The organism is Saccharopolyspora kobensis (assembly GCF_900108315.1).
GTDB classification, from domain to species: Bacteria; Actinomycetota; Actinomycetes; order Mycobacteriales; family Pseudonocardiaceae; genus Saccharopolyspora; species Saccharopolyspora kobensis.
On record NZ_FNVB01000002.1, the window covers coordinates 1,711,671 to 1,735,219 of the forward strand.

Here is a 23,549-nt window from a genome sequence, read left to right on the forward strand (position 1 = left end):
CCTCACTGCTTGACATCGTTCGTCAAGTACTTGCTATTCTGCGTCAAGTAGACGAGAGGTGCTGCGATGCTGGACGAGCAACGAGAACTGGCCGGTGAACTGCGTCGCCTCGTGGCCGCCCGGCTGCTGGACCCGCTGAGCATCCTGCTCGAATCCGACACCGCGACCGCCGCGCTGCGACAGCAGGTCGAGCAGCAGTCCGAGAAGTGGGCCGCGACGATGCTCGGCTCCGATCAGCAGGCCGCGGTGCACGCCTGCTCGCGAACGCTGGCCGCGCTCTTCCCCGGCGATGGCCCGTTCGATCCGCCGGACACCTGGTGGCGCACACCGCTCGGGCGGGTCGTCGCGCGCCGTGTCGGCCATCCCGGCACCGATCACGTCTCCTTCTCCACCGCGGGGGCGATCCTGGGCATCACCCGGCAGGGCGTGCACGACCTGGTCGGCCGCGGCAAGCTCGAGCGCCACCCGGACGGCGGCGTGCGCACCGCGTCGATCCGCGCGCGGCTCGACCACATCTCCGGGGGCACCGCATGAACGACGTCCTGATCGATTCCCCGGGAACCCGGATCGCCGCCCGCGACCACGGCGGGAACGGGCCCGCCGTCGTGCTCCTGCACGGCGCGGGCGGAAACCTGTTGGCCTGGCAGCACTTCGCCCCGCTGCTCACCGCCGGGCACCGGGTGGTCTCGCTGGACCTGCGCGGCCACGGGCGCTCGGGCGACGGGCCGTGGAGGTGGGACGACGTGCTCGACGACCTCGACACCGTGGTCGAGCACTTCGAACTGCCCCGCCCGGCCGTCGTCGGGCATTCGCTGGGCGGCATGATCGCCGCGCTGTGGGCGCTCCGGCACCCCGACTGCCCGGCCGCCATCAGCCTCGACGGCCACCGCGCGGCCCTCACCCACCCGGAGAACTACGCCGGAATGCCCGGCGAACAGCTGCACGCGCAGCTGGAACGCCTGCGCGCGCTCTTCGACGCGCAGGCCTCGGCTGCGGGGCAGCCGATGAGCGCCGAGCAGGCCGCCGCGGTGCTGGAGCAGCAGCGGGCCTTCGCGACGCAGGCCGGGATCGACGTCGAGCACTGGATCGAGCAGATCCGGCGCGGCTGGCAGGTCAGCGACGACCGGACGCTGGTGCGCCCCGGACCGGAACTGCTCGAAACGCTGCGCAACAGCCCTGAGTTCATCGACGCGCTCCCGGTCTTCGCCGAGGTCACCAGCCCCTTCCTGCTCGTGCGCGCCACGCGGGTGGCCGGATTCCCACCGGAGTTCACCGACCTGATGCAGGCGCTGCAGGAAGGTCTTCGACGCGACCTCGCCCGGCTCACCACCGAGCGGCCCGGTTTCGAGGTCCAGGAGGTCGACGCCAGCCACGGCATGGTCTTCGAAATCCCCGACGAGATCGCCGAGATCGTGCTGGCGTTCCTGCGCGACCACCGCTGATCCCGCCCGACGGCGGCACTGCGGCCTGGACGCGGTGCCGCCCCGGCAGCAGAATCGATCACACCGACCGAGTGGGGAGTTGATCGAGCGTGCAGACCGCGACGGCCGCGCTGAACGACATCCGGACGCACTACTGCGCAGCCGGTTCCGGACCGGCCGCGGTGTTCGTGCACGGCCTGGCCGAAGATCACCGCAGCTGGCGGCGCCAGCAGGAGGAGTTCACCGGCCACCGCACCTACGCCTACGACGTGCGCGGCCACGGCGAGAGCACTCTCGGCGCCGCGAACGGCACCTTGGATCAGCTGCGCGACGACCTGTTGGCGTTCCTCACCGAGATCTCCGGCCCCGCGGTGTGCGTCGGGTTCTCCCTGGGCGGCACCGTGGTGCTCTCCGCCGCCGCGCAGCGCCCCGACCTGGTGACCGGCGTGGTAGCGCTCGGAACATCGTCCGTGGTGGGCCGGCGAGCCGCGGAGATCAACCTGCAGCGCGCCGAGGAAGCGGCCGATCCCGCCGCGCTGCTGGCGTCCCTGCGCGAGGACACCCGGATGATGGTCGCCAACCCCGCAGTGGACATCGACGAGCTGGTCGCGCGCCGGGCCGCGACGATCGGCGACGGAGCGGGCTTCGCGAACGCCGCGACCGCGATGGCCGGGATCCGCGACAACCCGCTGACGCCGGCACTCGCCGAGATCAAGCAACCGGTGACCGTGATCGGTGCCGAGCACGACGCGCTCTGCCCGCGCAAGGCCGCCGAAATCCTCCTCGAAGCCCTCCCCCGCGCGACCTACCTGGAAATCCCGAACGCCGGTCACCTGATGAACGTCGACAACCCCGACGCCGTCACCACCGCCCTGCGAACCGCGCTGGGCTGAACAGGCCAGGTGCAACCACGCCTGCCCGTTCGACGACGCCGGGCAGCCGACGTCGGCGCAGCGCACCTCCCGGGCGGTCGGCGGCAACGCGCGTCGGCTCCGCTTCACCGCAACAGCGCCGGGTATCCCCGGTGGAGCGGGTGCTCGGAGGTGGGCCATGACTGCACCAACGCCCTCGGTGTGGACGCGTCTGCTGGCAAGCGGTGCGCCGCGGGCGACCATCCTGATCCGGATCGTCGTGGGCGGGATATTCCTGTTCGAGGGCGTTCAGAAGTTCCTGCACCCGGACAAGCTGGGCCCCGGGCGGTTCGCCCGGGAGACACCACTGCCCGCTCCCGGATTCTTCGCCTGCCTCGACGGGGTGTTCGAGGTGGCGTGCGGCGCTCTGCTGATCGTCGGGCTGCTCACCCGGTTGGCGGCGATACCCATGATCGTCAACATGGTCGGCGCCGAGGTCTTCACGAAAGTTCCGGTCCTGCTCCACGAGGGATTCCTTACCTACGTGCACGAGGCCCGGGCCGAGCTCGGCCAGCTGTTCGGCTCGGTGTTCCTGCTGATCGTCGGGGCCGGGCCCGTCTCGATCGACGCCGTGCTGTCCGGGAAGCGGCACCACGACCGGGAATGACCGGAGGCGGCCGCGGCGAACCGCGACCGCCTCCTGGTCCGGTCGATCAGGCGTCGACGCGCTCCTCCCTCTCGGTCGAGCGCCGGACGAACTTGTTCCACAGCGGCCAGGTCAGCAGCACCGCGATGACCACGTAGACCGTGATCGCCAGCGGCGAGTTCACCAGGCCGGTCAGGGAACCGTCGCTGATCTGCAGCGCTCGGCGCATCTGCAGCTCGGCGGCCGGGCCGAGGATGACACCGACGATGGCGGGCAGCACCGGCAGGCCGTAGCGGCGCATCGCGAAGCCGATCGCGCCGATGATGAACAGCAGAACCAGGTCCAGCGCTTCACCACCGACCGCGTACGCACCGACGCTGGCGAAGAACAGGATGCCCGCGTACAGGTAGGGACGCGGCACCCGCAGCAGCTTCGCCCACACCGGGGCCATCGGCAGGTTGATGATCAGCAGCAGCGCCAGGCCGACGAACATGCTCGCGATCAGCGTCCACACCAGCTCGGTCTCGCGCTCGAACAGCAGCGGTCCCGGCTGGATGCCGTACTGCTGGAACGCCGCCAGCATCACCGCGGCCACCGAGGTGGTCGGCAGGCCCAGGGTGAGCATCGTGACCATGGTGCCCGCCGCGCTCGCCGTCGCGGTCGACTCCGGCCCGGCGACGCCTTCGATGGCGCCCTTGCCCCAGTCACCGGTCTTGCGGGACAGGTGCTTCTCCACCGTGTAGGACAGGAACGTCGGCATCTCCGCGCCGCCCGCCGGGATCGCACCGAACGGGAACCCGATCAGCGGTCCGCGCAACCACGGCTTCCAAGCCCGCCGCAGGTCCTCGCGGCCCAGCCCGGGGCGGCCGACCGACAGCGGCTTCTCCTGGGTGTGCCGCAAGTGCGCGGCGACCCACAGCGACTCGCCGACCGCGAACAGCCCGACCGCCACGATGACGATGTCGATGCCGTCGGACAGCTGCAGCGAGCCGAAGGTCAGCCGGGCCTGGCCGCTCATCTGGTCCAGGCCGACCAGCCCGATGGTCAGGCCGATCAGCAGCGAGGCGAACCCGCGGATCCGCGAGCTGCCCAGCACGGTGGCGGTCGCGGCGAAGGCCAGCACCATGAACGCGAAGTAGTCCGGTGCGCCGATGTTGACCGCGTAGCCCGCGATGACCGGAGCCAGCAGCACCAGCAGGATCAGGCCGATCAGACCGCCGATGAAGTGGCCGATCGCCGCCGCGGCCAGCGCTTGCGCACCGCGGCCCTTCTTGGCCATCTTGTTGCCCTCGATGGCCACCACCACCGCCGCGCTCTCACCGGGGGTGTTGAGCAGGATCGAGGTGGTCGAGCCGCCGAACATGCCGCCGAAGTAGATCCCGGCGAACATGATGAACGCACCGGTGGGGTCCAGCGCGTAGGTCACCGGCAGCAGCAGCGCCACGGCCATCGCCGGGCCGATGCCGGGCAGCACGCCTACGGCGGTGCCCAGCAGCACGCCGATCGCGGCGAACAGCAGGTGTTCCGGGGTCAGCGCGGTGCCGAAACCCGCGAGGAGGTTGGACAGGTCCATCGGTTACAGCACCCCCATCAGCGGGCCGCCGGGCAACGGGACGCCGAGCAGGTTGTTGAACGCGAACCAGGTGATCACCGCGATGGCCGCGGCGATCAGCGGGTCGCGCACGAAGTTCCGACTGCCCAGCGAGTAGGCCGCGCCCCAGAACAGGATCGCCGACGACGCCGGGAAGCCGATCACGTTCACCAGCGCGGCGTTGAGCAGGAAGAACCCGGACAGCAGCAGCAACGTGCGCCAGTCGGTCGGCGCGTCCAGGTCGACGTCCTCGCCGCCCTCGGCTTCGCCGCGACCGCCGCGCAGCACGTCGCGGGCCAGCAGCACCGCGACGACCAGCAGCAGCGCGCCGACCACGACCGGCACCGCCTTCGGGCCGACCGGGCCGCGCTGCGCGAAGTCGGTGGGGATGTTGATCGCGTCCACCAGCACCAGCACGCCCACCGCGAGCAGCAGGACGCACAGACCCAGCTCGGAGTGCGACTTCCACCAGCTCTGCCGAGCCGGACCCGTCTCGGGCCCTTCGGTGTCCACAGAGGAACTCATGCGGCCCCCAATTCCTTGAGCACCGACGCCACCCGGTCGTTCTCCGACTTCAGGAACGCCCCGAACTCGTCGCCGGTCTGGAACGCGTCGGTCCACCCGTTGAGCCGCATCGCCTCGCGCCACTGCTCGGTGTCGTGCAGCCTGGTGAACAGGCCGATCAGCTTCTCCCGCTCCGCATCGCTGATGCCCGGCGGCGCGACGATGCCGCGCCAGTTGGTGAAGCTGACGTCCACCCCGGATTCCTGCAGGGTCGGGGCGTCGATTCCCGGCACCCGCTCGGGGCTGGTCACCGCCAGCGCCCGCAGTTCGCCCGCGGCGATCTGGTCGCGGGTCTCACCGATCCCGGACACGCCGAAGGCCACCTTGCTGCCCAGCACCGAGGCCATCAGCTCGCCGCCGCCGTCGAAGGGCACGTAGTTGACGTCCTTGGCCGGCAGGCCGATCGCCCGCGCGGTCAGCATCGGCGCCAGGTGGTCCGGCCCGCCCGGCGACGAACCGCCGCCGACCGGGACCGCGCCCGGGTCGGCCTTCCACGCCGCGATCAGGTCGTGGATGGTCCGGTACGGCGAGCCCTTGGCCACCACGATGACGTCGGCTTCCTCGGTCAGCTTCGCGATCGCCGTGGTGTCCTGCAACGACACCGGCGAGTGGTTGGTGTACACCGAACCCACCACGCCCAGCCCCATGGACATCACCAGCGCGCCGTTGCCCGACTCGTTGACCAGCCGACCGAGCCCGACCGTGCCGCCCGCGCCGGGCAGGTTGAAGACCTCGGTCGGCCCGTTGAGCTCGCTGTCCTCGATCGCCTTCACCGCGGTCCGCGCGGTGATGTCGTAGCCGCCGCCGGGAGTGTTGGGCACCATGACCCGCAGACCGCGGATCTGGGTCCCCGCGACGTCGTCACGCCCCGAACCCGCCAGGGGCGGCACCAGGAACACCAGCAGTGCCGCTCCCAGCACCGCCAGCGCCACTTTCAGCTTGCGCATCATCACCTCACTGTGATCCCGATCTCGCATCGACCGGGTGGTGGGTGATCATCCCCCGCGCGGCGCGAACCGTCTCGGTTTCGGGCCTATCGGAATTTGTGGAAGTTGTGTAAGCCCGATCCGGACACGCAGGGCATCCGGCCAGCGCGGATGGCGTCACCGTCCGGCCGCCGTGAACGACGCCGCCGCTGAACCCGGTCCGAGCCGACCACGCCCCGGCATGGTCGACGACCGGAGACCACCCGGATGGGTAGACTCCGTTCGGCGCATCCGCAGGCCGCCGGACCCGAATCCAGGCGGCTGAACAGCGAGGAGTTTTCTGCCATGGGTTCGCTCAGCATCTGGCACTGGCTGGTCGTGCTCGCCGTGGTCGTCCTGTTGTTCGGCTCGGCGAAGCTGCCCCAGCTGGCCCGCTCGGTCGGCCAGTCCGCCCGCGTCCTCAAGGCCGAGGCGCGCGGCATGAAGGCCGACGAGGAAGCGGCCAAGCAGCGCGGCGAGAAGCCGCACCAGGACTGAACCTCGCGAACGAGAGCTCCCCTGCCAACCGGGTCGGCAGGGGAGCTCTTCGGCGTGCGGGTCAGGCCCGCGCCAGGCTCGCCTCCAGCTGGTCGGCGAGCTTGTTCATGATCTTCGCGTAGCTGGCGTAGCTCATCGGCGCGACCGCGTCCCACTCGACGAAGCGGTCCGCGGCGGCGGCCGGGTGCGCGGCGAAGACCGGGTTCTGCTTCATCTGCTCCGGCTTCATCGACGCCGGCCGGGCGTCCCACAGCAGCACGTCGCCGGGGTAGGCGTTGGCCTTCTCCCAGGACAACCGCTCGAAGTAGCCACCGCCCGCGACGTCCGGGTTGTTCGGCGTGGTGATCGGCAGGCCCAGTTCCTTGACGTAGAAGTCGAGGTCGGGATTGCGCGCGGGCACCACCACGAAGTACTCCTCCTTCGTGCCGCCCACGGCCAGGATCGACTTGCCCTCGCCGCGCATCCGCGCCCCGATGTCGCGCAGCCGCTGGGCGGCGGCGTGGAAGGCCTCCTCGTCGGCCTTGACCTTCGCCGAGTCGACATCGGCGCCCAGCGCGCGGGCCAGCTCCTTGTACTTGCCGATCGCTTCGGGCAGCGCGATGCCGGACTGCTGCACGCCGACCGTCGGCACGATCCGCTTGACCGCCTCCTCCTGGTCCTCCACCAGGTGCCAGAGGCCAGGGAACTCCGCGTACTTGCCGCTGACCAGCAGGTCGGGCTGCAACGAGGTCAGGCGCTCCAGGTTCACCTCGCCGTAACCGGGGCCGGTCACGTCGGTGACCTGGGCCGGGTCGATGCTGCCCGCCTCCGGTTCGGTCGAACCGTCATCGCGCACCAGCGGGCCGAAGGTGCCCGCGATCGACACGCCGAAGTCCTTGAGCGCGCCGGCCGCCGAGACCTGCGCGACGATCCGCTCCGGGCGGTGCTCGGCGTTCACCACGACACCGCGGTCATCGGTGTAGGACCAGCCGCCCTCCCCCCGGCCTTCCGGCGCGGGCGCACCGCACCCCGCCAACACGCCGACGGCCACCAACGACGCGGCTGCGGCTCGGATCTTGTGACGCACACCAACCTCCCCATTTCTGTAAGGCTAGGCTAACCTAGCAGCTGATCTCGGGAGGTTTTCGGATGGCAGGTACGCAGACCGTCCAGCACCGGCCGGACTACCGGCTGTTCCCGGTCGAGGTGGCGCGGGTCCAGCGGCTCGGGCCCAGCTTCGTCCGGGTCACCTTCAGCGCCGGTTGCCTGCGCGGCTTCGGCGCCGGTGGCGACGACCAGCGGATCAAGCTGGTGCTGCCGCAACCCGGCCGCACCCTCGCCGACTTCCCGGACGGCCCGGACTGGTACCGGCGGTGGCTGGCGCAGCCCGAAGAGATCCGCCCCACGCTGCGCACCTACACCGTCCGCGCGTTCCGCCCGGACACCGCCGAGCTCGACGTCGACTTCGTGCTGCACGGCAGCGCCGAGGGCCACGGCGGCCCCGCCTCCAACTGGGCCTCCACCGCCCGCCCCGGCCAGCAGATCGGGCTGCTCGGCCCCGACCGCCCCGGTCGCGGGCGTCCGTGGGGCTGCGAGTGGGCGCCGCCGGAGTCGGCCAGCCACCTCGTGCTGGCCGGTGACGAGACGGCCGTGCCCGCGGTCGCCTCGATCGTCGAGAGCCTGCCGCCCTGCGCTCGCGGTGTGGTCTGCCTCGAGGTGCCCGAAGAGCTCGACCGCCAGAACTGGCGGGTGCCCGCCGGGGTCGAGGTGCGGTGGTTCTCCCGCTGCGCGGGCGCGCCGCACGGCAAGCTGCTGGAAGAGGGCGTCGCCGCCGCGCTGGCCGAGCTGCACCCGCGATCGGCCTCCGGCACCGCCGAGCTCGACGACATCGACGTGGACACCGAGCCGCTGTGGGAGGTGCCCGCCGAGAACACCTCGCCGAGCCGCCTCTACGGCTGGCTGGCAGGCGAGGCGGGCGTGATCAAGCGGCTGCGCCGCATGCTGGTCAGCGATTACGGCGTCCCGAAGCACTCCGTGGCGTTCATGGGCTACTGGCGCGAGGGCCGCAGCTGACCCACTACTGTCGGTGCTCCCCCGTACTGTTCCAGTGACTCCGCCGGCATCAGCGCCGGTGGCATCCTGAAGTCGCAACAGGAGCAGCCGAAAGGGGGATCTCTTGGGCGCCACGATGGTCCTCGAAGATTTCGCCACCGCGACCGACCCGTACCGGCGGGAGCTGCTGGCGCACTGCTACCGCATGCTCGGCTCGCTGCACGACGCGGAAGACCTGGTGCAGGAGACCTACCTGCGCGCCTGGCGGGCCTACGACCGGTTCGAAGGACGCAGCTCGCTGCGCACCTGGCTGTACAAGATCGCCACGACCGCGTGCCTCACCGCGCTGGAGAACCGCAAGCGCCGCCCGCTGCCGACCGGCCTCGGCGGGCCCAGCGAGATGCCCGGCGACGAGCTGGTCGAACGGCCGGAGATCCCGTGGCTGGAGCCGATCCCGGACTCGGCGCTGGTGGACGACCCGACCGATCCGGCCTCTGTCGTCAGCGCCCGCGAGACGACCCGGCTGGCCTTCGTCGCCGCTCTCCAGCACCTGCCCGCCCGGCAGCGCGCGGTGCTGCTCCTGCGCGAGGTGTTCAGGTGGAAGGCCGCCGAGGTCGCCGAAGTGCTCGGCACCAGCACGGCAGCGGTCAACAGCATCCTGCAGCGCGCCCGGGCTCAGCTCGCCGAGGTCAGGCCCTCGCAGGACGACCGGCCCGCACCGCTGACCACCGCCCAGCAGCAGCTGCTGGACCGCTACGTCGCCGCGTTCGAGGCCAAGGACATCAGCGCCATCGTTCAGCTGTTCACCGCCGAAGCGATCTGGGAGATGCCGCCGTTCACCACCTGGGTGCGCGGCCCGGAGCAGATCGGTCGGCTGATCGAGCTCAACTGCCCGGCGGGGCCGGACGACATGCGGCTGCTGGCCACCCGGGCCAACGGCCAGGCCGCGTTCGGGGTCTACCTGCGCGGGGCCGACGGGGTCTTCCGGCCGTTTCAGCTGCAGGTGCTGGAGCTGGAGGGCGACGCGGTCGGGCACGCGGTGGTCTTCTTCGACCTCAGCCTCTTCCCCGCCTTCGGCCTGCCCGCCACCTACCCGGAACCGCGCGACTAGCCGAGCGGGTGCGCGGCCAGGAAACCGAGCACCGCACCTGATGCCTCCGCGCGCTTCTCCTCGAAGTAGGCGTGCCGCGCCCCGGCCAGGTAGTGCACTTCGGCGCCGGGGATGCGGTCGGCGAGGATCGCCGCGTTGTCCACCGGGCTGAACACGTCGTCGGTGCCGTGCAGCACCAGCGTCGGTGCGGTGATCTGGTCGAGCACCGCCCAGCTGTCGTGGTGGTTGCTGGCTCGCAGGTGCGCGCGGCGGGCGTGACCGGGCATCGGGCCGCCCAGGGTGACGTGCGGGCCGGGGTGCTCGCGCACCCACTCCGGGCTGTACATCAGGTCGATCAGGACGTCGCGGGCGGCTTGCGCCGACGGCTGCGCCAGCGCGCGGGTGATCTCCGGAGCGGGGCGCAGGCCGTGCACGCCGCCGACGGAGGTGCAGCCCAGGACCAGTGCGCCGACGTGGTCGGCGTAGTCGATGGCCAGCCACTGGGCGACCTTGCCGCCCATCGAAGTCCCGTACACGTGCGCGCGGGCGATGCCGAGCTCGTCGAGGACGCAGATCACGTCGGTGGCGAAGCGGCGGACGCTGTACTCGGCGTCGGCCGGCTTGCCGCTCTGCCCGGTGCCCAGGTAGTCCAGCAGGATCACCTGGTGATCCGCCTCGAAGTCGGCACGCACGTTGTCCCACCAGTGGTGGGTGTTGGCCTGCCCGCTGAGCAGCACCAGCGGTTCCCCGCTGCCGTGCGTTTCGTAGTAGATCTCGGCTTGGTCAGCGCTTTTCACGAACGGCACGCGCACCATCCTAATGCGCTGTGCTCGGCGGCCCGAGATGCTCTAATCCCGGTATGACGGGATCGGAGCCGATTCGCCTGACCCAGTACGCGCACGGCGGCGGGTGCGCGTGCAAGATCCCGCCCGGTGAACTGGAAGCCGTGCTGGGCGGCCTGGCGACCGCCGTTGCCCGGCCCGGCGCGCGGCTGCTGGTCGGCATGGAAACCGGCGACGACGCTGCGGTCGTGCGCGCCGACGGTGGGCCCGGAATCGTGGCCACCACTGACTTCTTCACCCCGGTGGTCGATGATCCGCACGACTGGGGACGCATCGCGGCGGCCAACGCGTTGTCCGATGTGTACGCGATGGGCGGCACCCCGATCGTCGCGGTGAACCTGCTCGGCTGGCCCCGCGAGGTCCTGCCGTTCGAGCTGGCCGCCGAGGTGCTGCGGGGCGGTGCCGAGGTCGCCGCCGCGGCCGGTTGCCACCTCGGCGGCGGGCACAGCATCGACGACCCCGAGCCCAAGTACGGCCTGGCGGTGACCGGTCTGGTCGACCCGGACCGCTTGCTGCGCAACGACACGGCCCGCCCCGGCCAGCCGCTCTCGTTGACCAAACCGCTGGGCATCGGCGTGCTCAACACGCGGCACAAGCGCACCGGGCAACGCTTTCCGCAAGCGATCGAAGCGATGACGACGCTCAACCGGGAGGCGGCGTCCGCAGCGCTGCGGGCAGGCGCGGTGTGCGCCACCGACGTCACCGGGTTCGGACTGCTCGGCCACCTGTTCAAGATGATGCGCGCTTCGGGGACCTCCGCTGAGATCGACGTCGCCGCGGTGCCCTACCTCGACGGCGCGCGCGAGGCGGTGCGCGCCGGTTTCGTCAGCGGCGGGACGCGGCGGAACCTGGACTGGGTGCGTCCGCACCTGGACGCGGGGCAGGTGCCGGAGGAGGACCAGCTGCTGCTCGCCGACGCGCAGACCTCGGGCGGGCTGCTGGTGGTCGGCGAGATTCCCGGTGCGCCGGTGATCGGCCGGGTGCTGCCCGCCTCCGGTGCTGTGCTCGCGCTGCGCTGAGCCGCTGCCCACATCGTGGGCACCGCAGCGGTTTCGTTGACGTTGCGGCGTTTCCGGTTCTAGCGTTCACGGCATGGCGCATCCGGTGCAGCTGGTCACCAGGGACCACGTGGACCTCCTCCGGATCATCTCCGCCGCCTGTCCGCGGCGCTGACGGCGCGCACCTCATTCCTTCTTTCCACTGTGGACGAATGACGTCCGCGGTGGCCCACGCCCGCAGGAAGGACGACCTGCAGATGGCACCACCCGAACTGCACCTCGCGGTAGCTCTCGACGGCGCCGGCTGGCACCCGGCCGCCTGGCGGCGGCCGCAAGCCCGGCCCGCCGAGCTGTTCAGCGCCCGGTACTGGGTCGATCTCGCGCTGGAAGCCGAGCGCGGACTGCTGGACCTCATCACCTTCGAAGACGCCCTGGGACCGCAGTCCAGCCGCGACGACGGGCCCGACGACCGCACCGACCAGGTGCGCGGACGGCTCGACGCGAACCTGATCGCCGCCCGCGTGGCGCCGCGGACCCGGCGCATCGGCCTCGTGCCCGGCGTCGTGGTCACCCACACCGAGCCGTTCCACATCTCCAAGGCCGTCGCCAGCCTCGACTACATCAGCACCGGACGAGCGGGGTGGCAGCCGAAGGTGTCCGGGCTGCGCAGCGAGGCAGCGCACTTCGGCCGCCGCGAAGTGCGCACCGCCGAGCTGCTCGACGAGGCCGCCGACCACGTCGAAGTGGTGCGCAGGCTGTGGGACAGCTGGGAGGACGACGCGGAGATCCGCGACGTGGCGACCGGCCGGTTCATCGACCGCGACAAGCTGCACTACATCGACTTCGCCGGGAAGTGGTTCGACGTCAAGGGGCCGTCCATCACTCCCCGACCACCGCAGGGACAGCCGCTGGTCACCGCGCTGGCCACCGACTCGGCCGGGCACCGCTTCGCCGCGCGTGCCGCCGACGTCGTGTTCACCACGCCCTACGACGTCGAGCAGGTGCGGCTCGTCGAATCCCGCATCCGCGCCGAACAGGCCGAAGCCGGCCGCGAGCAGGACCGGCTGCACGTCTTCGGCGACATCGTGGTGTTCCTCGGCGCCGACGCCACCGAGCGGAAAGCGCGGCTGGACGAGCTCGACGGCGCGGAGCACACATCGGACGCCCCGGTCTTCACCGGCACCGCCGCCGAGCTCGCCGACCGGTTGCAGACCTGGTCGGCGGCAGGGCTCACCGGCTTCCGGTTGCGGCCGGGCGCGATCCCGGAGGACCTGACCGCGATCACCCGCCAACTCGTGCCGGAGCTGCAGCGGCGCGGGCTCTTCCGCACCTCCTACGACACCGGTTCGCTGCGCGGGCGGCTGGGACTGCCCCGCCCCGCCAGCCGCTACGCCACGACATCCGGAGGACGTCCGTGAGCAAGCAGATCCACCTCGCCGCCCACTTCCCCGGGGTCAACAACACCACGGTGTGGAGCGATCCGCGATCGTTGAGCCAGATCGAGTTCTCCTCGTTCGAGCACCTCGCCCGCACCGCCGAGCGCGCCAAGTTCGACTTCCTGTTCCTGGCCGAGGGTTTGCGGCTGCGCGAGCAGGGCGGCGAGATCTACGACCTGGACGTGGTGGGACGGCCGGACACCTTCACCGTGCTGGCCGGGCTCGCCGCGGTCACCGAGCACCTCGGGCTGGCGGGCACCATCAACTCGACGTTCAACGAGCCCTACGAGGTGGCGCGGCAGTTCGCCAGCCTCGACCACCTCTCCGGCGGCCGGGCCGCCTGGAACGTGGTGACCTCCTGGGACGCGTTCACCGGCGAGAACTTCCGGCGCGGCGGCTTCCTGCCCGAGGACCAGCGCTACGAGCGCGCCGAGCGGTTCCTGCGCACCGCGTGGGAGCTGTTCGACTCCTGGCGCGGTGACGAGATCGTCGCCGACAAGGAGGCCGGTGTCTTCCTCACCGATGCGCTGGCCGGCTCGTTCGCGCACCGGGACGCGCACTTCGACATCGCGGGCCGGTTCAACGTGCCGCGCAGCCCGCAGGGCAGACCGGTGATCTTCCAGGCCGGGGATTCCGACGCCGGGCGGGAGTTCGCCGCCTCCGCAGCCGACGCGATCTTCACCGGGCACGGAACCCTCCAGGCGGGCAAGGACTTCTACGCCGACGTCAAGCGCAGGCTGCCGGGGCACGGCCGGTCGCGCGAGGAACTGCTGGTTTTCCCGGCGACGACGGTGGTCCTCGGCGACACCGACGCGGAAGCCCACGAGCGCGCGGCGCACATCCGCCAGCAGCAGGTCAGCGGGCAGACCGCGATCCGGTTCCTGGAGCAGCTCTGGAACCGCGACCTCAGCGCGCTGGATCCCGACGGCCCGCTGCCGGATTTCGACCCGGAGCCCGGCGAGAACACCATCGCCAAGGGGCGCGCCAGCGTGCGCAGGCACCGGGACCCGGTCGCCACGGCACGTCAGTGGCGCGAGCTGGCCGAGGCCAAGCAGCTGTCCATCCGCGAGCTGATCATCGAGGTGACCGCCCGCCAGTCGTTCATCGGCACCGCATCGAGCGTGGCGGCGGAGATGAACAGGTTCGTGCAGGAGGACGCCTGCGACGGTTTCATCCTCGTCCCGCACCTCACCCCGGGCGGCCTCGACGAGTTCGCGGACGCGGTGGTGCCGCTGCTGCAGGAACGCGGCGCGTACCGCACGGAATACCCGGGCGGGACGTTGCGCGACAACCTCGGTCTCCCACCGCTGCGGAATCCGCGGCGCAGCAGCAGGAACGCCTCATGAGCCGGTCCGATCGGAGGTCGCACTGATGCCCGTCCCGCTCTCGATCCTCGACCTCGCACCGATCTCCTCCGGGAGCGGCGCCGCGGACGCACTGCACAACACCATCGATCTCGCCCGCCGCGCCGAGCAGCTCGGCTACCAGCGCTACTGGGTCGCCGAGCACCACCTCACGCCGGGCGTGGCCTCCTCGGCACCAGCGGTGCTGATCGCGCTGATCGCCGGAGCGACCGGCCGGATCCGGGTCGGCTCGGCGGCGGTGCTGCTGGGCCAGCACTCGCCGCTGGTGGTGGCCGAGCAGTTCGGCACCATCGCCCAGCTGCACCCGGACCGGGTGGATCTCGGCCTCGGCCGGTCCGCACCGAACCGCTCGGGGGACCTGGCGCGCCGCTTCGCCGAAGGCACCGACGCGCCCTCGCAGGTCGTGGACGGGCTGCTGATCCCGTCGAAGCCGAAGGGCCTGGCCAAGTCCGAGCGGCTGCTGTCGCGCATCGCCGAGCAGCAGCGGCTGGTCGGCAGCCCGGCGGAGGCGCTGGACTACCGGACGCAGGTCGGCCAGATCCTGCAGTACCTCACCGGTGGTTTCCGCGACAGCGCGGGCGAACCGCTGCACGCCAATCCAGCGGAAGGCGCGGACCTGGACGTGTGGGTCCTGGGTTCCAGCGCCGGCGAGAGCTCGGCGACCGCCGGTGCGCTGGGACTGCCGTTCGCGGCGAACTACCACGTCAGCCCGTCGACGGTGCTGGAATCGGTGGCGGCGTACCGACGCGACTTCATCGCGTCGACCAGGCTGAAGCGGCCGTACGTGGTGGTCTCGGCGGACGTGGTGGTCGCCGACTCCGGGGAGGCCGCCCGCGAACTGGCCGCTCCCTACGCGCCGTGGGTGCACAGCATCCGCGCCGGGGCGGGCGCGATCCCGTTCCCCAGCCCGGCGGAAGCCGCCGCGTTCCAGTGGAGCGACCAGCAGCGGGAACTGGTCGCCGACCGGGTGGACACGCAGTTCGTGGGCACTCCGGACGTCGTCGTGCGCGGCCTGACGACCCTGCGCGAGGCCACCGGCGCGGACGAGCTCGTGATCACCACGATCACCCACGACCACACCGATCGCGTGCGCTCCTACGAGCTGCTGGCCAAGGCGTGGCAGGCCGCCTAGCCGCGACCGATGAACGGCATCGCGGTCGCCGTGATGGTCAGGAACTGGACGTTCGCCGACAGCGGTAGCCCGGCCATGTAGAGCACCGCTTCGGCGACGTGCCGGACGTCGAAGGTCGGCTCCGGGCGGATCGTGCCGTCCGCCTGGGCCGCACCGGTGGCGATCCCGGAGGTCATCTCGGTGGCGGCGTTGCCGATGTCGATCTGGCCGCAGGCGATGTCGTACGCGCGGCCGTCCAGCGAGATCGACTTGGTCAGCCCGGTGATCGCGTGCTTGGTCGCGGTGTAGGCGACGCTGCGCGGCCGCGGGCTGTGCGCGGAGATCGAACCGTTGTTGATGATCCGCCCGCCGCGCGGCTGCTGCTCCTGCATGATGCGGAAGGCGTGCTGGGCGCAGAGGAACGACCCGGTCAGGTTGACCTGCACGACGTCCTGCCAGTCGGCGCTGGAGAGCTCACCGACGGACCCGGCGGCACCGAAGGTACCCGCGTTGTTGACCAGCAGGTCCACCCGGCCCCACTCGTCGCGCACGCCGTCGAACAGCGCGGCGACCGAGTCGGGATCACTCACGTCGGTGGGCACTGCCAAGGCCGCTGCGGAGCCCTGCGCGGTCTCCTGCAGCGGTTCGAGGCGCCGTCCGGCCAGTGCCACCCGGTACCCGGCGTCGAGCAGCGCCCGCGCGATCTCCCGGCCCACGCCGGAGCCCGCGCCGGTCACCACCGCTACTCGCATCTCGCTCATCTGCCCTCCCGGTCGTGGATGTCGGCGGCCCGCTCATTGATACCCGAGCGGGCCGCCGACCCACCGGTCAGGCCCCGGCTTCGCGCAGCAGGATGTCGACTGCCGCGTCGTTGCGCTGGGTCTCCCGCTCGATCACCTCGTCGGGCGGGTAGAAGCCGTCGATGCCGCCGCTGGAGGGGTACATCTCGAAGGTGAAGGACAGGATCTTGTGCTTGCCCCACATCCAGTCGTTGACGCTGCCGTCGGTGACGTAGAGGTCGCTGGACTGCTGCGGGGTGTAGCCGTTGGTCCGGGCCATCTCGGTGCCGACCCGGGCGAACCGGTCGTACTCCTCCCTGGTCATGCCCTCGGCCACGTCGGCGTAGGTGTAGCCGTAGGGCCACAGGACGAGTTCCGAGAAGGTGTGGAAGTCGATGTGCGCCTTGATCTGCTGCGCACCGTCGACCACGCGCGAGTCGACGAACCGAGCCAGCGCGCTGGGCTCCGGCGCCGAGAACGGCGCGGTGCCGCGGTAGGTCTCGGAAGCCGGGTTGCCGCTGGAACCGCCGCAGCAGCCCCACTGGTAGTCCCAGTTGCGGTTGGTGTCGGTACCGCTGCCCTGCCGGTTCTTCCGCCAGCCCTGGTACTGACCGGATGCGACGTCGTAGATCGAGCCGTCCGGGTTGGAGACCGGCACGATCCAGATCTCGCGGCTGTCGACGACCTCCTTGATGGCCGGGTCGGTCGCGTAGCCGTCGGTGAACCGGTTGATGATGCGCAGGCACATCTCGGTGGTCAGGTGCTCCCGCGCGTGCTGGTTGCAGCTGAACAGCACCTCCGGCTCGGCCTCGTCCGCCGCGACGTTCCCGCTGATCTTCAACATCGGGATGTCGCGTCCTTCGAAGGACTTGCCGACGCTGGACTTCGCGGCGATGTCACCGTGATCGGCGACGGCCTGGTCGAGGACCTGGTTGACCTCGTCGAAGTCGTGGTACCCCTGGTCATCCGGCGGGAAGGCGGTCCTGCCCGGACCTGCCTCCCGGTCGAGGTTGAGCTTCTGGAGAGCGCTGACGACGTCCTGCTGCGCCTGCAGCGCGAACCCGCCGGCGCGCAGCCGCTCGGCCTGCTCCGGGGTGGCCTCGACGGTCGCCGTGTTCCCGGTGACGGACAGGACCTGCGCGCCACTGCTGTTGATCTCGGTCCTGCTGCGGCTGTCGGTGTCCGGCACGGTGTAGACCGCGGTACCACCCGCATCCGCCACCGGAGCAGCCACCGGATCATCGGTCGCGGCCGAAACACCGGCTTGGGCGACGGGCAGCAGGAGAAAAGCAGCGGCCGCAATCGTCACTGCGGTGCGCCGTGAACTGAACATCGGAACTCCGATCGATCAGCGGTCGTGGGGATTCCGAATCTGGCGGACGACCACACCGGCCGCCACCAGCGAAAGTGGCATTTCGGCTGGCGCTGGTTCCCAGTTGGCCGAGGTAAAACGGGAACGATCCGTGGTTCGCCCGGGCGTCACGGTGTTCGGGTTTCTTGAAGCGGGGTCGCGGGGTTCGTGGTCGCTGGGGGGTTGTGGTTCGCCTGGGCGGTGCCTCGCTGGTTTGTGCCGTATTGCTGGCGGTTGGGCTTTGCTTGTTGTGTGGCGGTTTCAACTTCCGCCCCCGACTACCAACCGGCCGGGGCTAGCCGTCGCCGAAGCGGCCCACCTAGTCCTATTAGGACATTCAGAGGATTCACGTTTCACCCCGAGCGAAGGCCAACGACACGCCGAGCACTCACCCATATAGTTTGAGAGATTGCGTTGCGGTGTAAGGGGTTTCGTGTTCGGTGGGTGTTGCGATCACCTGATTGTGGGACGGTTATTCGCTCGAAACCACGTTCGATCCTTGGGAGAATTTGATGCATGACACCGCTGATGGCTTCCCAGGACGCGACGCCCGCCGCTGGCGCGGGTGTGGTCGTGTCCGCCTTGCCCGCGTGGGATGTGCCCGCGCCGGGTGGGGTGTGGCCGTCTGCGGTGCACTCCCTTTCCGATGAGGAACTCACCTCCCGGATCGGGGAGGTGGAACAGCAGATCCGCCAGGCCCGCATGCAGCAGCTCCGGCTGATCGCCGAAGCCCACCGCCGCCGCCTGCACACCGCCTGTGGCGCACGCTCGACGCAGGTGTGGTTGAAGACCCTGCCCAACGAAGAAAGGGAGTCCACCGATGACGAACCAGCCCACCACCCAGACTCAAACCATCCGCACCTTCGCTCACCACCTGCCGGTGACAGACCAACCCACCACTCAACCTGCAGCGGTCCCGGCCACCCGCACTCCGCGATACGCCGTCCGCAAACAGAGGTCGTTCCGTACCGGGTCATCCCCGTGACATCAAGCCAAACGGGGCTGCGGCCCGGATGCGGGCCTGCCGACCCCGAAGAGGCGGCCACCAGGCCGGGCTGACATCCGGACCACAGCTCCGACGATCACCCGAACCACGGGTATGAGCACCACAACGCGACAACATCAGAAACGCGCACCTTGAAAACACAAGAGCGGAAATCAAAGGCGCCCCCAAGATCCGTGGGCTCCCTGATGATCCACCTGTCAGGGAGCCCACGGACAAGAAGCGTGATGCGAACAGGGCCCGGGCGAACGCAGAAGCTCGGCCGAACCCGCTGGACTACGCCCCAGCCCCGTCGAGCTGCTCGATCGTCGCGATCGACGGCCCTTCCGTGCGTTGCAGGTCCCGAGCCACAGCCTCCGCATCCCGGAGCACCCGCACCGCGTTGCGCCAGGTCAGCTTGCCCAGATCGGTCTCCGACCAACCGCGCTCGAGCAGCTCCGCGATCAGGTTCGGGTAGCTCGCGACGTCTTCCAAGCCCTCCGGGGTGAAGGCGACGCCGTCGTAGTCGCCACCGATCCCGATGTGGTCGACGCCCGCGACCTCCCGCATGTGGTCCAGGTGGTCCGCCACCGTCGGCACCGTCGCGACCGGCTTCGGGTTGGCCTCCTCGTAGGCCTGCAGCACCGCCTTCGCCTCCGACGAGGTGGCCAGCGGATCGAAGCCGCGCTCGCGGAGGGCGTCCTCGGCCGCCTTGGTCCACTCGACCGCCGCGGGCAGGACGAACTTCGGCACGAAGGTCGCCATCGCCACCCCGCCGTTGGCGGCCAGCGCGGCCAGCACGTCGTCGGGGATGTTGCGCGGGTGGTCGCAGACCTCCCGAGACGAGGAGTGCGAGAAGATCACCGGCGCGCGACTGGCCCGCAGCGCGTCGCGCATGGTGCTCGGGGCGACGTGCGAGAGGTCGACCAGCATGCCCATCCGGTTCATCTCGCGCACCACCTCGACGCCGAAGGCCGTCAGGCCGTTCGCGGCGGGTTCATCGGTCGCCGAGTCCGCCCACGGCACGTTGTCGTTGTGGGTGAGCGTCATGTACCGGACACCCAGCTGGTGCAGCGCGCGCAAGGTCGCCAGCGAGCAGTTGATCGAGTGTCCGCCCTCCGCACCCAGCAGCGAGGCGATCCGGCCACCGGCCCTGGCCGCCTCCACCTCATCCGCGGTGCGCGCGAGCTGGAGTTCGTCCGGGTAGCGGGCGATCAGGTTGTGCACGCAGTCGATCTGCTCGAGGGTGGCGCTGACCGCCTTGTCCCCCTGGTATTCGGCCTTGACGTACACCGACCAGAACTGGCCGCCGACCCCGCCGGCCCGCAGCCTGGCCAGGTCGGTGTGCAGCCGGGCCGACTGGTCCTGGGCGATGTCGCAGCGCTCGAGGTCGTAGCCGACCTTCTCGCGCAGCGCCCACGGCAAGTCGTTGTGCCCGTCGAGCACCGGGTTCTCGGCGAGCAGCGCTCGGGCCCGCTCCACGGCGGCCGCGTCGGTCATCAGAACACCTCAATCCGCGAGTTCAGCACCTGGCCGAGGATATCCGCCCGTCTGGCGAACTGATCGAATCGACTTATCCCGCCACCGGCCGCACCATCGGAGAATGGACGAAATCCCCAGGCAGCAGGTCGGCAACGACCTGCCCAGCGTGCTAGCCGAGTACGGCCACCTGGCAGCCCAGCTGCCGGGCGCGTCCCGCCAGCGCGCCGAGGCGCTGCGCGCGCGCCTGGCCGAGCTGGACGAGCTGATCGACCAACACGTCGCCCGCCTGTCCGGCCTCCGGGAGACCGATCCGGTCAGCTGGTCGTAGCGCCGGCACCGAGCTCGTCGAGAGCTCTCCCGGTGGCCGAGATGACCTGCCCGAGAGCGTCGTTCAGCCGCTCCAGGTCGGCCAGGTCCATGCCCAGCAGCTCGACCACCCGGTACGGGATCTTCTCGGCTTCCGAGCGCAGCTCCCGCCCGGCGTCGGTCAGGTCGACCGCGAGCTGCCGCTCGTCGCTGCGGCTGCGCGGGCGCACCACGTAGCCGATCGCTTCAAGCCGCTTGAGCAGCGGGGACAGCGTCGCCGCCTCGGCGTGCAGCGCCCCGCAGAGCTCCTTCACCGACCGCGGTGAGCGCTCCCACAGCGCGAGCATCACCAGGTACTGGGGATGGGTCAGGCCCATCGGCGCCAGCAGCGGCCGGTAGAGGGCGATGACGTTGCGCGATGCCACCGACAGCGCGAAGCACACCTGGCGGTCGAGGGCGAGCGGGTCTTCCCCCAGGTCGATCGGTTTCATCCGGGCCACCTTCCACCACGTTCCCACATGCGTTAATAATTAGTGTACTAATCAACGCGTGGCGGCGTTCCGCCCGCCGAGCAGAAAGGGGAGCACTCGTGACCGGCAGCATGCCACCGCGCCCCAACCCGCTGCAGTGGATCTGGTACGCGCTGGGCGGCCGGCTTCCCGAGCGCTACCGCGAGTGGGTGCTGCACGACATCACCTGCCGGACCTGGATGCTGCGGCACGTCAGCCGCACGCTGGTGCAGCTCTCCCCCGGCCTGCTGTTCCTGCTGCTGCCCGGTCCGCTGTGGATCCGCGGCATGGCGGTGCTCGGCGGGTACATCCTCGGCATCTGGTACTCGATGTCCTACATGGAGCACACCACCGAGTACCGGCTGTACAAGCACGGCTATCCGATCGGCGCGGGGAAGGCCACGCGGGAGGAGGCCAAGGCGGAGCAGCGCGCCGCCCGGACCTCCCGCTACGAGGAGATCTACCGCAACGCGCCCCAGTCCTGACCGACCACCGCGGCGTGCACGGCGCGGACCAGGCGGTCGTTCTCCGGGGCAGCGCCACCGGGGAACGCGAAGCGGCGGCGGTTGTAGCCGTAGGCGAGCCCGCTGCGCGGGTCGGCGAACGCCTGGGAACCGGCGGCTCCGCTGTGCCCGAACGCGCCCTGGCCCAGGACCGGGTAGACCTCGGCCGACACCGTGAAACCGAGGCCGAACGCCTTGTGCATGCGGGCAACGACGTCGTAGCCGATCGAGTGCAGCTGCGCGAAGGCCGCTGCCGTTTCCGGCTTCAGCAGCGGGGCGCGGCCGTCGACCTCGCTGATGGCCGCCGCGTACATGCCCGCGAGACCTCTGGCGGAGGCGACGCCGCCGACCGAAGCCGGGCCCTTGGCCCGCACCACTCGTTGGTTGGGCAGCTCGGCGACGGCGAGCGCATCCGGGTGGTGCTGGTTGTAGGCGATGCCGGTCACGCTGTCCGGGGCGGTCGCGCCGGCCTCCAGCTCGGCCAGCTGCGCCGGGGTCGCCACCATCGGCAGCGTGGTCCGGAACCGGTCCTCCAGGTCTTCCGGGAGCCCGAGGTAGAAGTCCAGGGCGTAGGGCGCCCGGACGCGGGCCTCGAACACCTCCTGCAGGGTCCGGCCGGTGGTGCGGCGGACGAGTTCGCCGGTCAACGCGCCGATCACCAGCGCGTGGTAGCCGAACGCGGTGCCCGGTCGCCAGAACGGGCGTGCCGCGGCGAGCCGCTCGGCGATCACCAGGTCATCCGCCAGCTCGTCGAGCGAGAACCCGCCTTCCACACCGACCACTCCGGCGCGGTGCGCGAGCAGATCGCGCAGCGTGATGTCCTGCTTTCCCTCGGCACCGAACTCCGGCCAGTAGTGGCTCACCCGCTGGTCCAGGTCGAGCACGCCGTCCTGCACGAGCAGGGCGACGACCAGGTAGGCGGCGCCCTTCGTCGAGGAGAACACGCCGGTCAGCGACGAGCCGGTGAACTCCGGCCCGACCCAGAGATCCACCACGCGGCGCCCGCCGACGTGGGCGACCAGCTGGGCCGCGTAGTCGCCGCCCTGGTCCGCGGCGACGGCGGCGAACTCCTCGCGAACGGACTCGTAGCCCGCCGCAACGGTGCCCCGCGGGATGTTCTCGGTCGACATCGGCGCTCCTCGACTCATACGATCATTGCGACAGCAATCAAGCGGTGATCGCGCCCGAGTATTCCCCCGTCGGGTCACAGCCCGAAGCGCCGGGCCCAGTCGGTCACGTCGGCGGTGGTGGCGTTGCCACCGCAGACCAGCAGCCCGAGTTCGGCGTCGCCGACCCGTTCCAGCACCTGGCGGGCGGCTGGGAGCAGGCAGCCCTCGGCCGGCTCGGCCCAGAGCTTGGCCCGCTCGGCGAAGTCCAGCACGCCCTGGACCGCCTCGGCGTCGGAGACGACGATCACGTCGTCGACCAGCGCCGACACGTGCTCGTAGGTGAGCGGTGAGACCTGCGGGGCGCTGAGCGTGGAGACGATGGACGACAGCTCGATCTCGGTCGGCCCGCCTGCGGTCAGCGCCGCCGACATGGCGTGCGCCCCGGCGGTTTCCACGCCCCAGATCCGCACGCCGGGACGGCGGGCGCGCAGCGCGGCGGCGACACCGGAGATCAGCCCGCCACCGCCGATGCTGACCAGCACGTCGGTGACGGGCCCGGCGTCTTCGGCGAACTCCAGGCCGACGGTGCCCTGACCGGCGATGACGGCCGGATCGTCGAACGGGTGGACCAGCGTCAGCCCGCTGGCCTGCAGGTCGGTCATCAGCTTGAACGCCCCGGCCATGTCGTCGGTGAGCCGGACCTCGGCACCGGCCGATTCGGCGATCGAGACGGCGCGACCGGGCGCGGAGCGCGGCATCACCACCGTCGCCTTGATCCCGAGCGCCCCGGCCATGACCGCCAGCGCGATGCCGTGGTTGCCGCCGCTGACCGCGACCACCCCAGCGGCGCGTTCGGCCTCGCCGAGCGACAGCAGCTTCGCCGCGGCCCCGCGAACCTTGAAGGAGCCGGTGCGCTGGAGCAGCTCCAGCTTCGCCGTCACCGGGGCACCGAGGAGTTCGGCGAGCCCGGGACTGGGCACCGTCGGTGTGCGCAGGACGTGCTCGGCGATGCGCTCCGCCGCTGCCTCGATGTCGGTGATGCCGATCAACACGCTCGCCTCCGCCTGGGATCTGTCCGATGGTCTTGCCGACCGTCGCAGGTTTGCTGCCGTCCGGCCCC

Annotated in this window: 25 protein-coding genes; 14 read left to right on the plus strand and 11 right to left on the minus strand. The window is 70.8% G+C overall.

Annotated elements, in window-relative coordinates; all coding sequences use genetic code 11:
- Nucleotides 1-66 precede the first annotated feature (66 nt).
- The 4 genes from C4T78_RS07760 (at nt 67) to C4T78_RS07775 (ending at nt 2,939) form a co-directional block, all read left to right on the plus strand.
- The gene (locus tag C4T78_RS07760) at nt 67-534 is read left to right on the plus strand and encodes a hypothetical protein (RefSeq protein ID WP_093356422.1); all 468 of its coding nucleotides are present in this window, start codon (nt 67-69) and stop codon (nt 532-534) included.
- Entirely contained in the window at nt 531-1,442 is a 912-nt protein-coding gene (locus C4T78_RS07765) for an alpha/beta fold hydrolase (protein WP_093356420.1), read from the plus strand. Before C4T78_RS07760 ends, C4T78_RS07765 begins: the two co-directional genes overlap by 4 nt.
- An 89-nt stretch (nt 1,443-1,531) precedes the next feature.
- Nucleotides 1,532-2,314 carry an alpha/beta fold hydrolase gene (locus C4T78_RS07770; protein WP_093356419.1) on the plus strand — a complete coding sequence of 261 codons (783 nt, stop codon included), beginning with the start codon at nt 1,532-1,534 and terminating at the stop codon, nt 2,312-2,314.
- A 157-nt stretch (nt 2,315-2,471) separates the two neighbouring features.
- A complete protein-coding gene (locus C4T78_RS07775; protein ID WP_093356418.1) occupies nt 2,472-2,939 on the plus strand; it encodes a DoxX family protein in 468 nt (155 codons plus the stop codon).
- 46 nt (nt 2,940-2,985) lie between these two features.
- Here C4T78_RS07775 and C4T78_RS07780 read toward each other — a convergent pair whose 3' ends face one another.
- Genes C4T78_RS07780 through C4T78_RS07790 form a run of 3 tightly spaced genes read right to left on the minus strand, consistent with a single transcriptional unit; the run spans nt 2,986 to nt 6,020 of the window.
- Nucleotides 2,986-4,491, minus strand: coding sequence for a tripartite tricarboxylate transporter permease (locus tag C4T78_RS07780; RefSeq protein WP_093356416.1), 1,506 nt, complete (start codon nt 4,489-4,491; stop codon nt 2,986-2,988).
- 3 nt (nt 4,492-4,494) lie between these two features.
- Entirely contained in the window at nt 4,495-5,034 is a 540-nt protein-coding gene (locus tag C4T78_RS07785) for a tripartite tricarboxylate transporter TctB family protein (RefSeq protein ID WP_093356415.1), read from the minus strand.
- Nucleotides 5,031-6,020, minus strand: a complete 990-nt coding sequence (locus tag C4T78_RS07790) for a Bug family tripartite tricarboxylate transporter substrate binding protein (RefSeq protein ID WP_093356598.1) — start codon at nt 6,018-6,020, stop codon at nt 5,031-5,033. Before C4T78_RS07790 ends, C4T78_RS07785 begins: the two co-directional genes overlap by 4 nt.
- A gap of 324 nt (nt 6,021-6,344) precedes the next feature.
- On the opposite strand from C4T78_RS07790, the gene tatA reads away from it, so the two are divergent.
- Nucleotides 6,345-6,536, plus strand: coding sequence for a Sec-independent protein translocase subunit TatA (gene tatA / locus C4T78_RS07795; RefSeq protein WP_093356414.1), 192 nt, complete (start codon nt 6,345-6,347; stop codon nt 6,534-6,536).
- A 61-nt stretch (nt 6,537-6,597) separates the two neighbouring features.
- On the opposite strand, the gene C4T78_RS07800 is transcribed toward tatA, so the two are convergent.
- Nucleotides 6,598-7,602 (minus strand): ABC transporter substrate-binding protein, encoded by a 1,005-nt coding sequence (locus tag C4T78_RS07800; protein ID WP_093356412.1) that lies wholly within the window; start codon nt 7,600-7,602, stop codon nt 6,598-6,600.
- Between the two features lie 62 nt (nt 7,603-7,664).
- Here C4T78_RS07800 and C4T78_RS07805 point away from each other — a divergent pair, with 62 nt between their 5' ends.
- The gene (locus C4T78_RS07805; RefSeq protein WP_093356411.1) at nt 7,665-8,588 is read left to right on the plus strand and encodes a siderophore-interacting protein; all 924 of its coding nucleotides are present in this window, start codon (nt 7,665-7,667) and stop codon (nt 8,586-8,588) included.
- A 115-nt stretch (nt 8,589-8,703) separates the two neighbouring features.
- On the plus strand, nt 8,704-9,678 hold the full coding sequence (locus tag C4T78_RS07810; protein WP_093356409.1) for a sigma-70 family RNA polymerase sigma factor: 975 nt from the start codon (nt 8,704-8,706) through the stop codon (nt 9,676-9,678).
- Here C4T78_RS07810 and C4T78_RS07815 read toward each other — a convergent pair.
- Nucleotides 9,675-10,463, minus strand: a complete 789-nt coding sequence (locus C4T78_RS07815) for an alpha/beta fold hydrolase (RefSeq protein ID WP_093356407.1) — start codon at nt 10,461-10,463, stop codon at nt 9,675-9,677. The two genes, C4T78_RS07810 and C4T78_RS07815, sit on opposite strands and share 4 nt — an antisense overlap.
- A 53-nt stretch (nt 10,464-10,516) precedes the next feature.
- Between C4T78_RS07815 and selD the strand changes: the two genes are divergently transcribed.
- The 4 genes from selD to C4T78_RS07835 all read left to right on the plus strand — a co-directional run bounded on the left by selD (nt 10,517) and on the right by C4T78_RS07835 (nt 15,429).
- Nucleotides 10,517-11,518, plus strand: coding sequence for a selenide, water dikinase SelD (selD, locus tag C4T78_RS07820; protein ID WP_093356406.1), 1,002 nt, complete (start codon nt 10,517-10,519; stop codon nt 11,516-11,518).
- Nucleotides 11,519-11,754: 236 nt separating this feature from the next.
- Entirely contained in the window at nt 11,755-12,915 is a 1,161-nt protein-coding gene (locus C4T78_RS07825) for an LLM class flavin-dependent oxidoreductase (RefSeq protein WP_093356597.1), read from the plus strand.
- A complete protein-coding gene (locus C4T78_RS07830) occupies nt 12,912-14,279 on the plus strand; it encodes an NtaA/DmoA family FMN-dependent monooxygenase (protein WP_093356405.1) in 1,368 nt (455 codons plus the stop codon). Before C4T78_RS07825 ends, C4T78_RS07830 begins: the two co-directional genes overlap by 4 nt.
- 25 nt (nt 14,280-14,304) lie before the next feature.
- Nucleotides 14,305-15,429, plus strand: a complete 1,125-nt coding sequence (locus tag C4T78_RS07835) for an MsnO8 family LLM class oxidoreductase (RefSeq protein ID WP_093356403.1) — start codon at nt 14,305-14,307, stop codon at nt 15,427-15,429.
- Here C4T78_RS07835 and C4T78_RS07840 read toward each other — a convergent pair.
- Nucleotides 15,426-16,169 carry an SDR family oxidoreductase gene (locus C4T78_RS07840; protein WP_093356402.1) on the minus strand — a complete coding sequence of 248 codons (744 nt, stop codon included), beginning with the start codon at nt 16,167-16,169 and terminating at the stop codon, nt 15,426-15,428. The genes C4T78_RS07835 and C4T78_RS07840 overlap by 4 nt on opposite strands.
- A gap of 67 nt (nt 16,170-16,236) precedes the next feature.
- A complete protein-coding gene (locus C4T78_RS07845) occupies nt 16,237-17,520 on the minus strand; it encodes a M14 family metallopeptidase (RefSeq protein ID WP_093356400.1) in 1,284 nt (427 codons plus the stop codon).
- Between the two features lie 534 nt (nt 17,521-18,054).
- Here C4T78_RS07845 and C4T78_RS35960 point away from each other — a divergent pair.
- Nucleotides 18,055-18,597 carry a hypothetical protein gene (locus C4T78_RS35960; protein ID WP_143185977.1) on the plus strand — a complete coding sequence of 181 codons (543 nt, stop codon included), beginning with the start codon at nt 18,055-18,057 and terminating at the stop codon, nt 18,595-18,597.
- A 220-nt stretch (nt 18,598-18,817) separates the two neighbouring features.
- Here C4T78_RS35960 and C4T78_RS07850 read toward each other — a convergent pair whose 3' ends face one another.
- Nucleotides 18,818-20,020, minus strand: a complete 1,203-nt coding sequence (locus tag C4T78_RS07850; protein WP_093356399.1) for a dipeptidase — start codon at nt 20,018-20,020, stop codon at nt 18,818-18,820.
- Nucleotides 20,021-20,123: 103 nt separating this feature from the next.
- Between C4T78_RS07850 and C4T78_RS07855 the strand changes: the two genes are divergently transcribed.
- A complete protein-coding gene (locus tag C4T78_RS07855; RefSeq protein WP_093356398.1) occupies nt 20,124-20,330 on the plus strand; it encodes a hypothetical protein in 207 nt (68 codons plus the stop codon).
- Here C4T78_RS07855 and C4T78_RS07860 read toward each other — a convergent pair.
- Nucleotides 20,317-20,799, minus strand: a complete 483-nt coding sequence (locus C4T78_RS07860) for a MarR family winged helix-turn-helix transcriptional regulator (protein ID WP_093356396.1) — start codon at nt 20,797-20,799, stop codon at nt 20,317-20,319. The genes C4T78_RS07855 and C4T78_RS07860 overlap by 14 nt on opposite strands.
- A gap of 110 nt (nt 20,800-20,909) precedes the next feature.
- Between C4T78_RS07860 and C4T78_RS07865 the strand changes: the two genes are divergently transcribed.
- Nucleotides 20,910-21,302: a DUF5313 family protein gene (locus C4T78_RS07865; protein WP_093356596.1), complete on the plus strand. Its 393-nt coding sequence runs from the start codon at nt 20,910-20,912 to the stop codon at nt 21,300-21,302.
- On the opposite strand, the gene C4T78_RS07870 is transcribed toward C4T78_RS07865, so the two are convergent.
- A complete protein-coding gene (locus tag C4T78_RS07870) occupies nt 21,278-22,450 on the minus strand; it encodes a serine hydrolase domain-containing protein (protein ID WP_093356395.1) in 1,173 nt (390 codons plus the stop codon). The genes C4T78_RS07865 and C4T78_RS07870 overlap by 25 nt on opposite strands.
- 74 nt (nt 22,451-22,524) lie before the next feature.
- Entirely contained in the window at nt 22,525-23,481 is a 957-nt protein-coding gene (locus tag C4T78_RS07875) for a threonine/serine dehydratase family protein (RefSeq protein ID WP_235863731.1), read from the minus strand.
- Between the last annotated feature and the right edge of the window lie 68 nt (nt 23,482-23,549).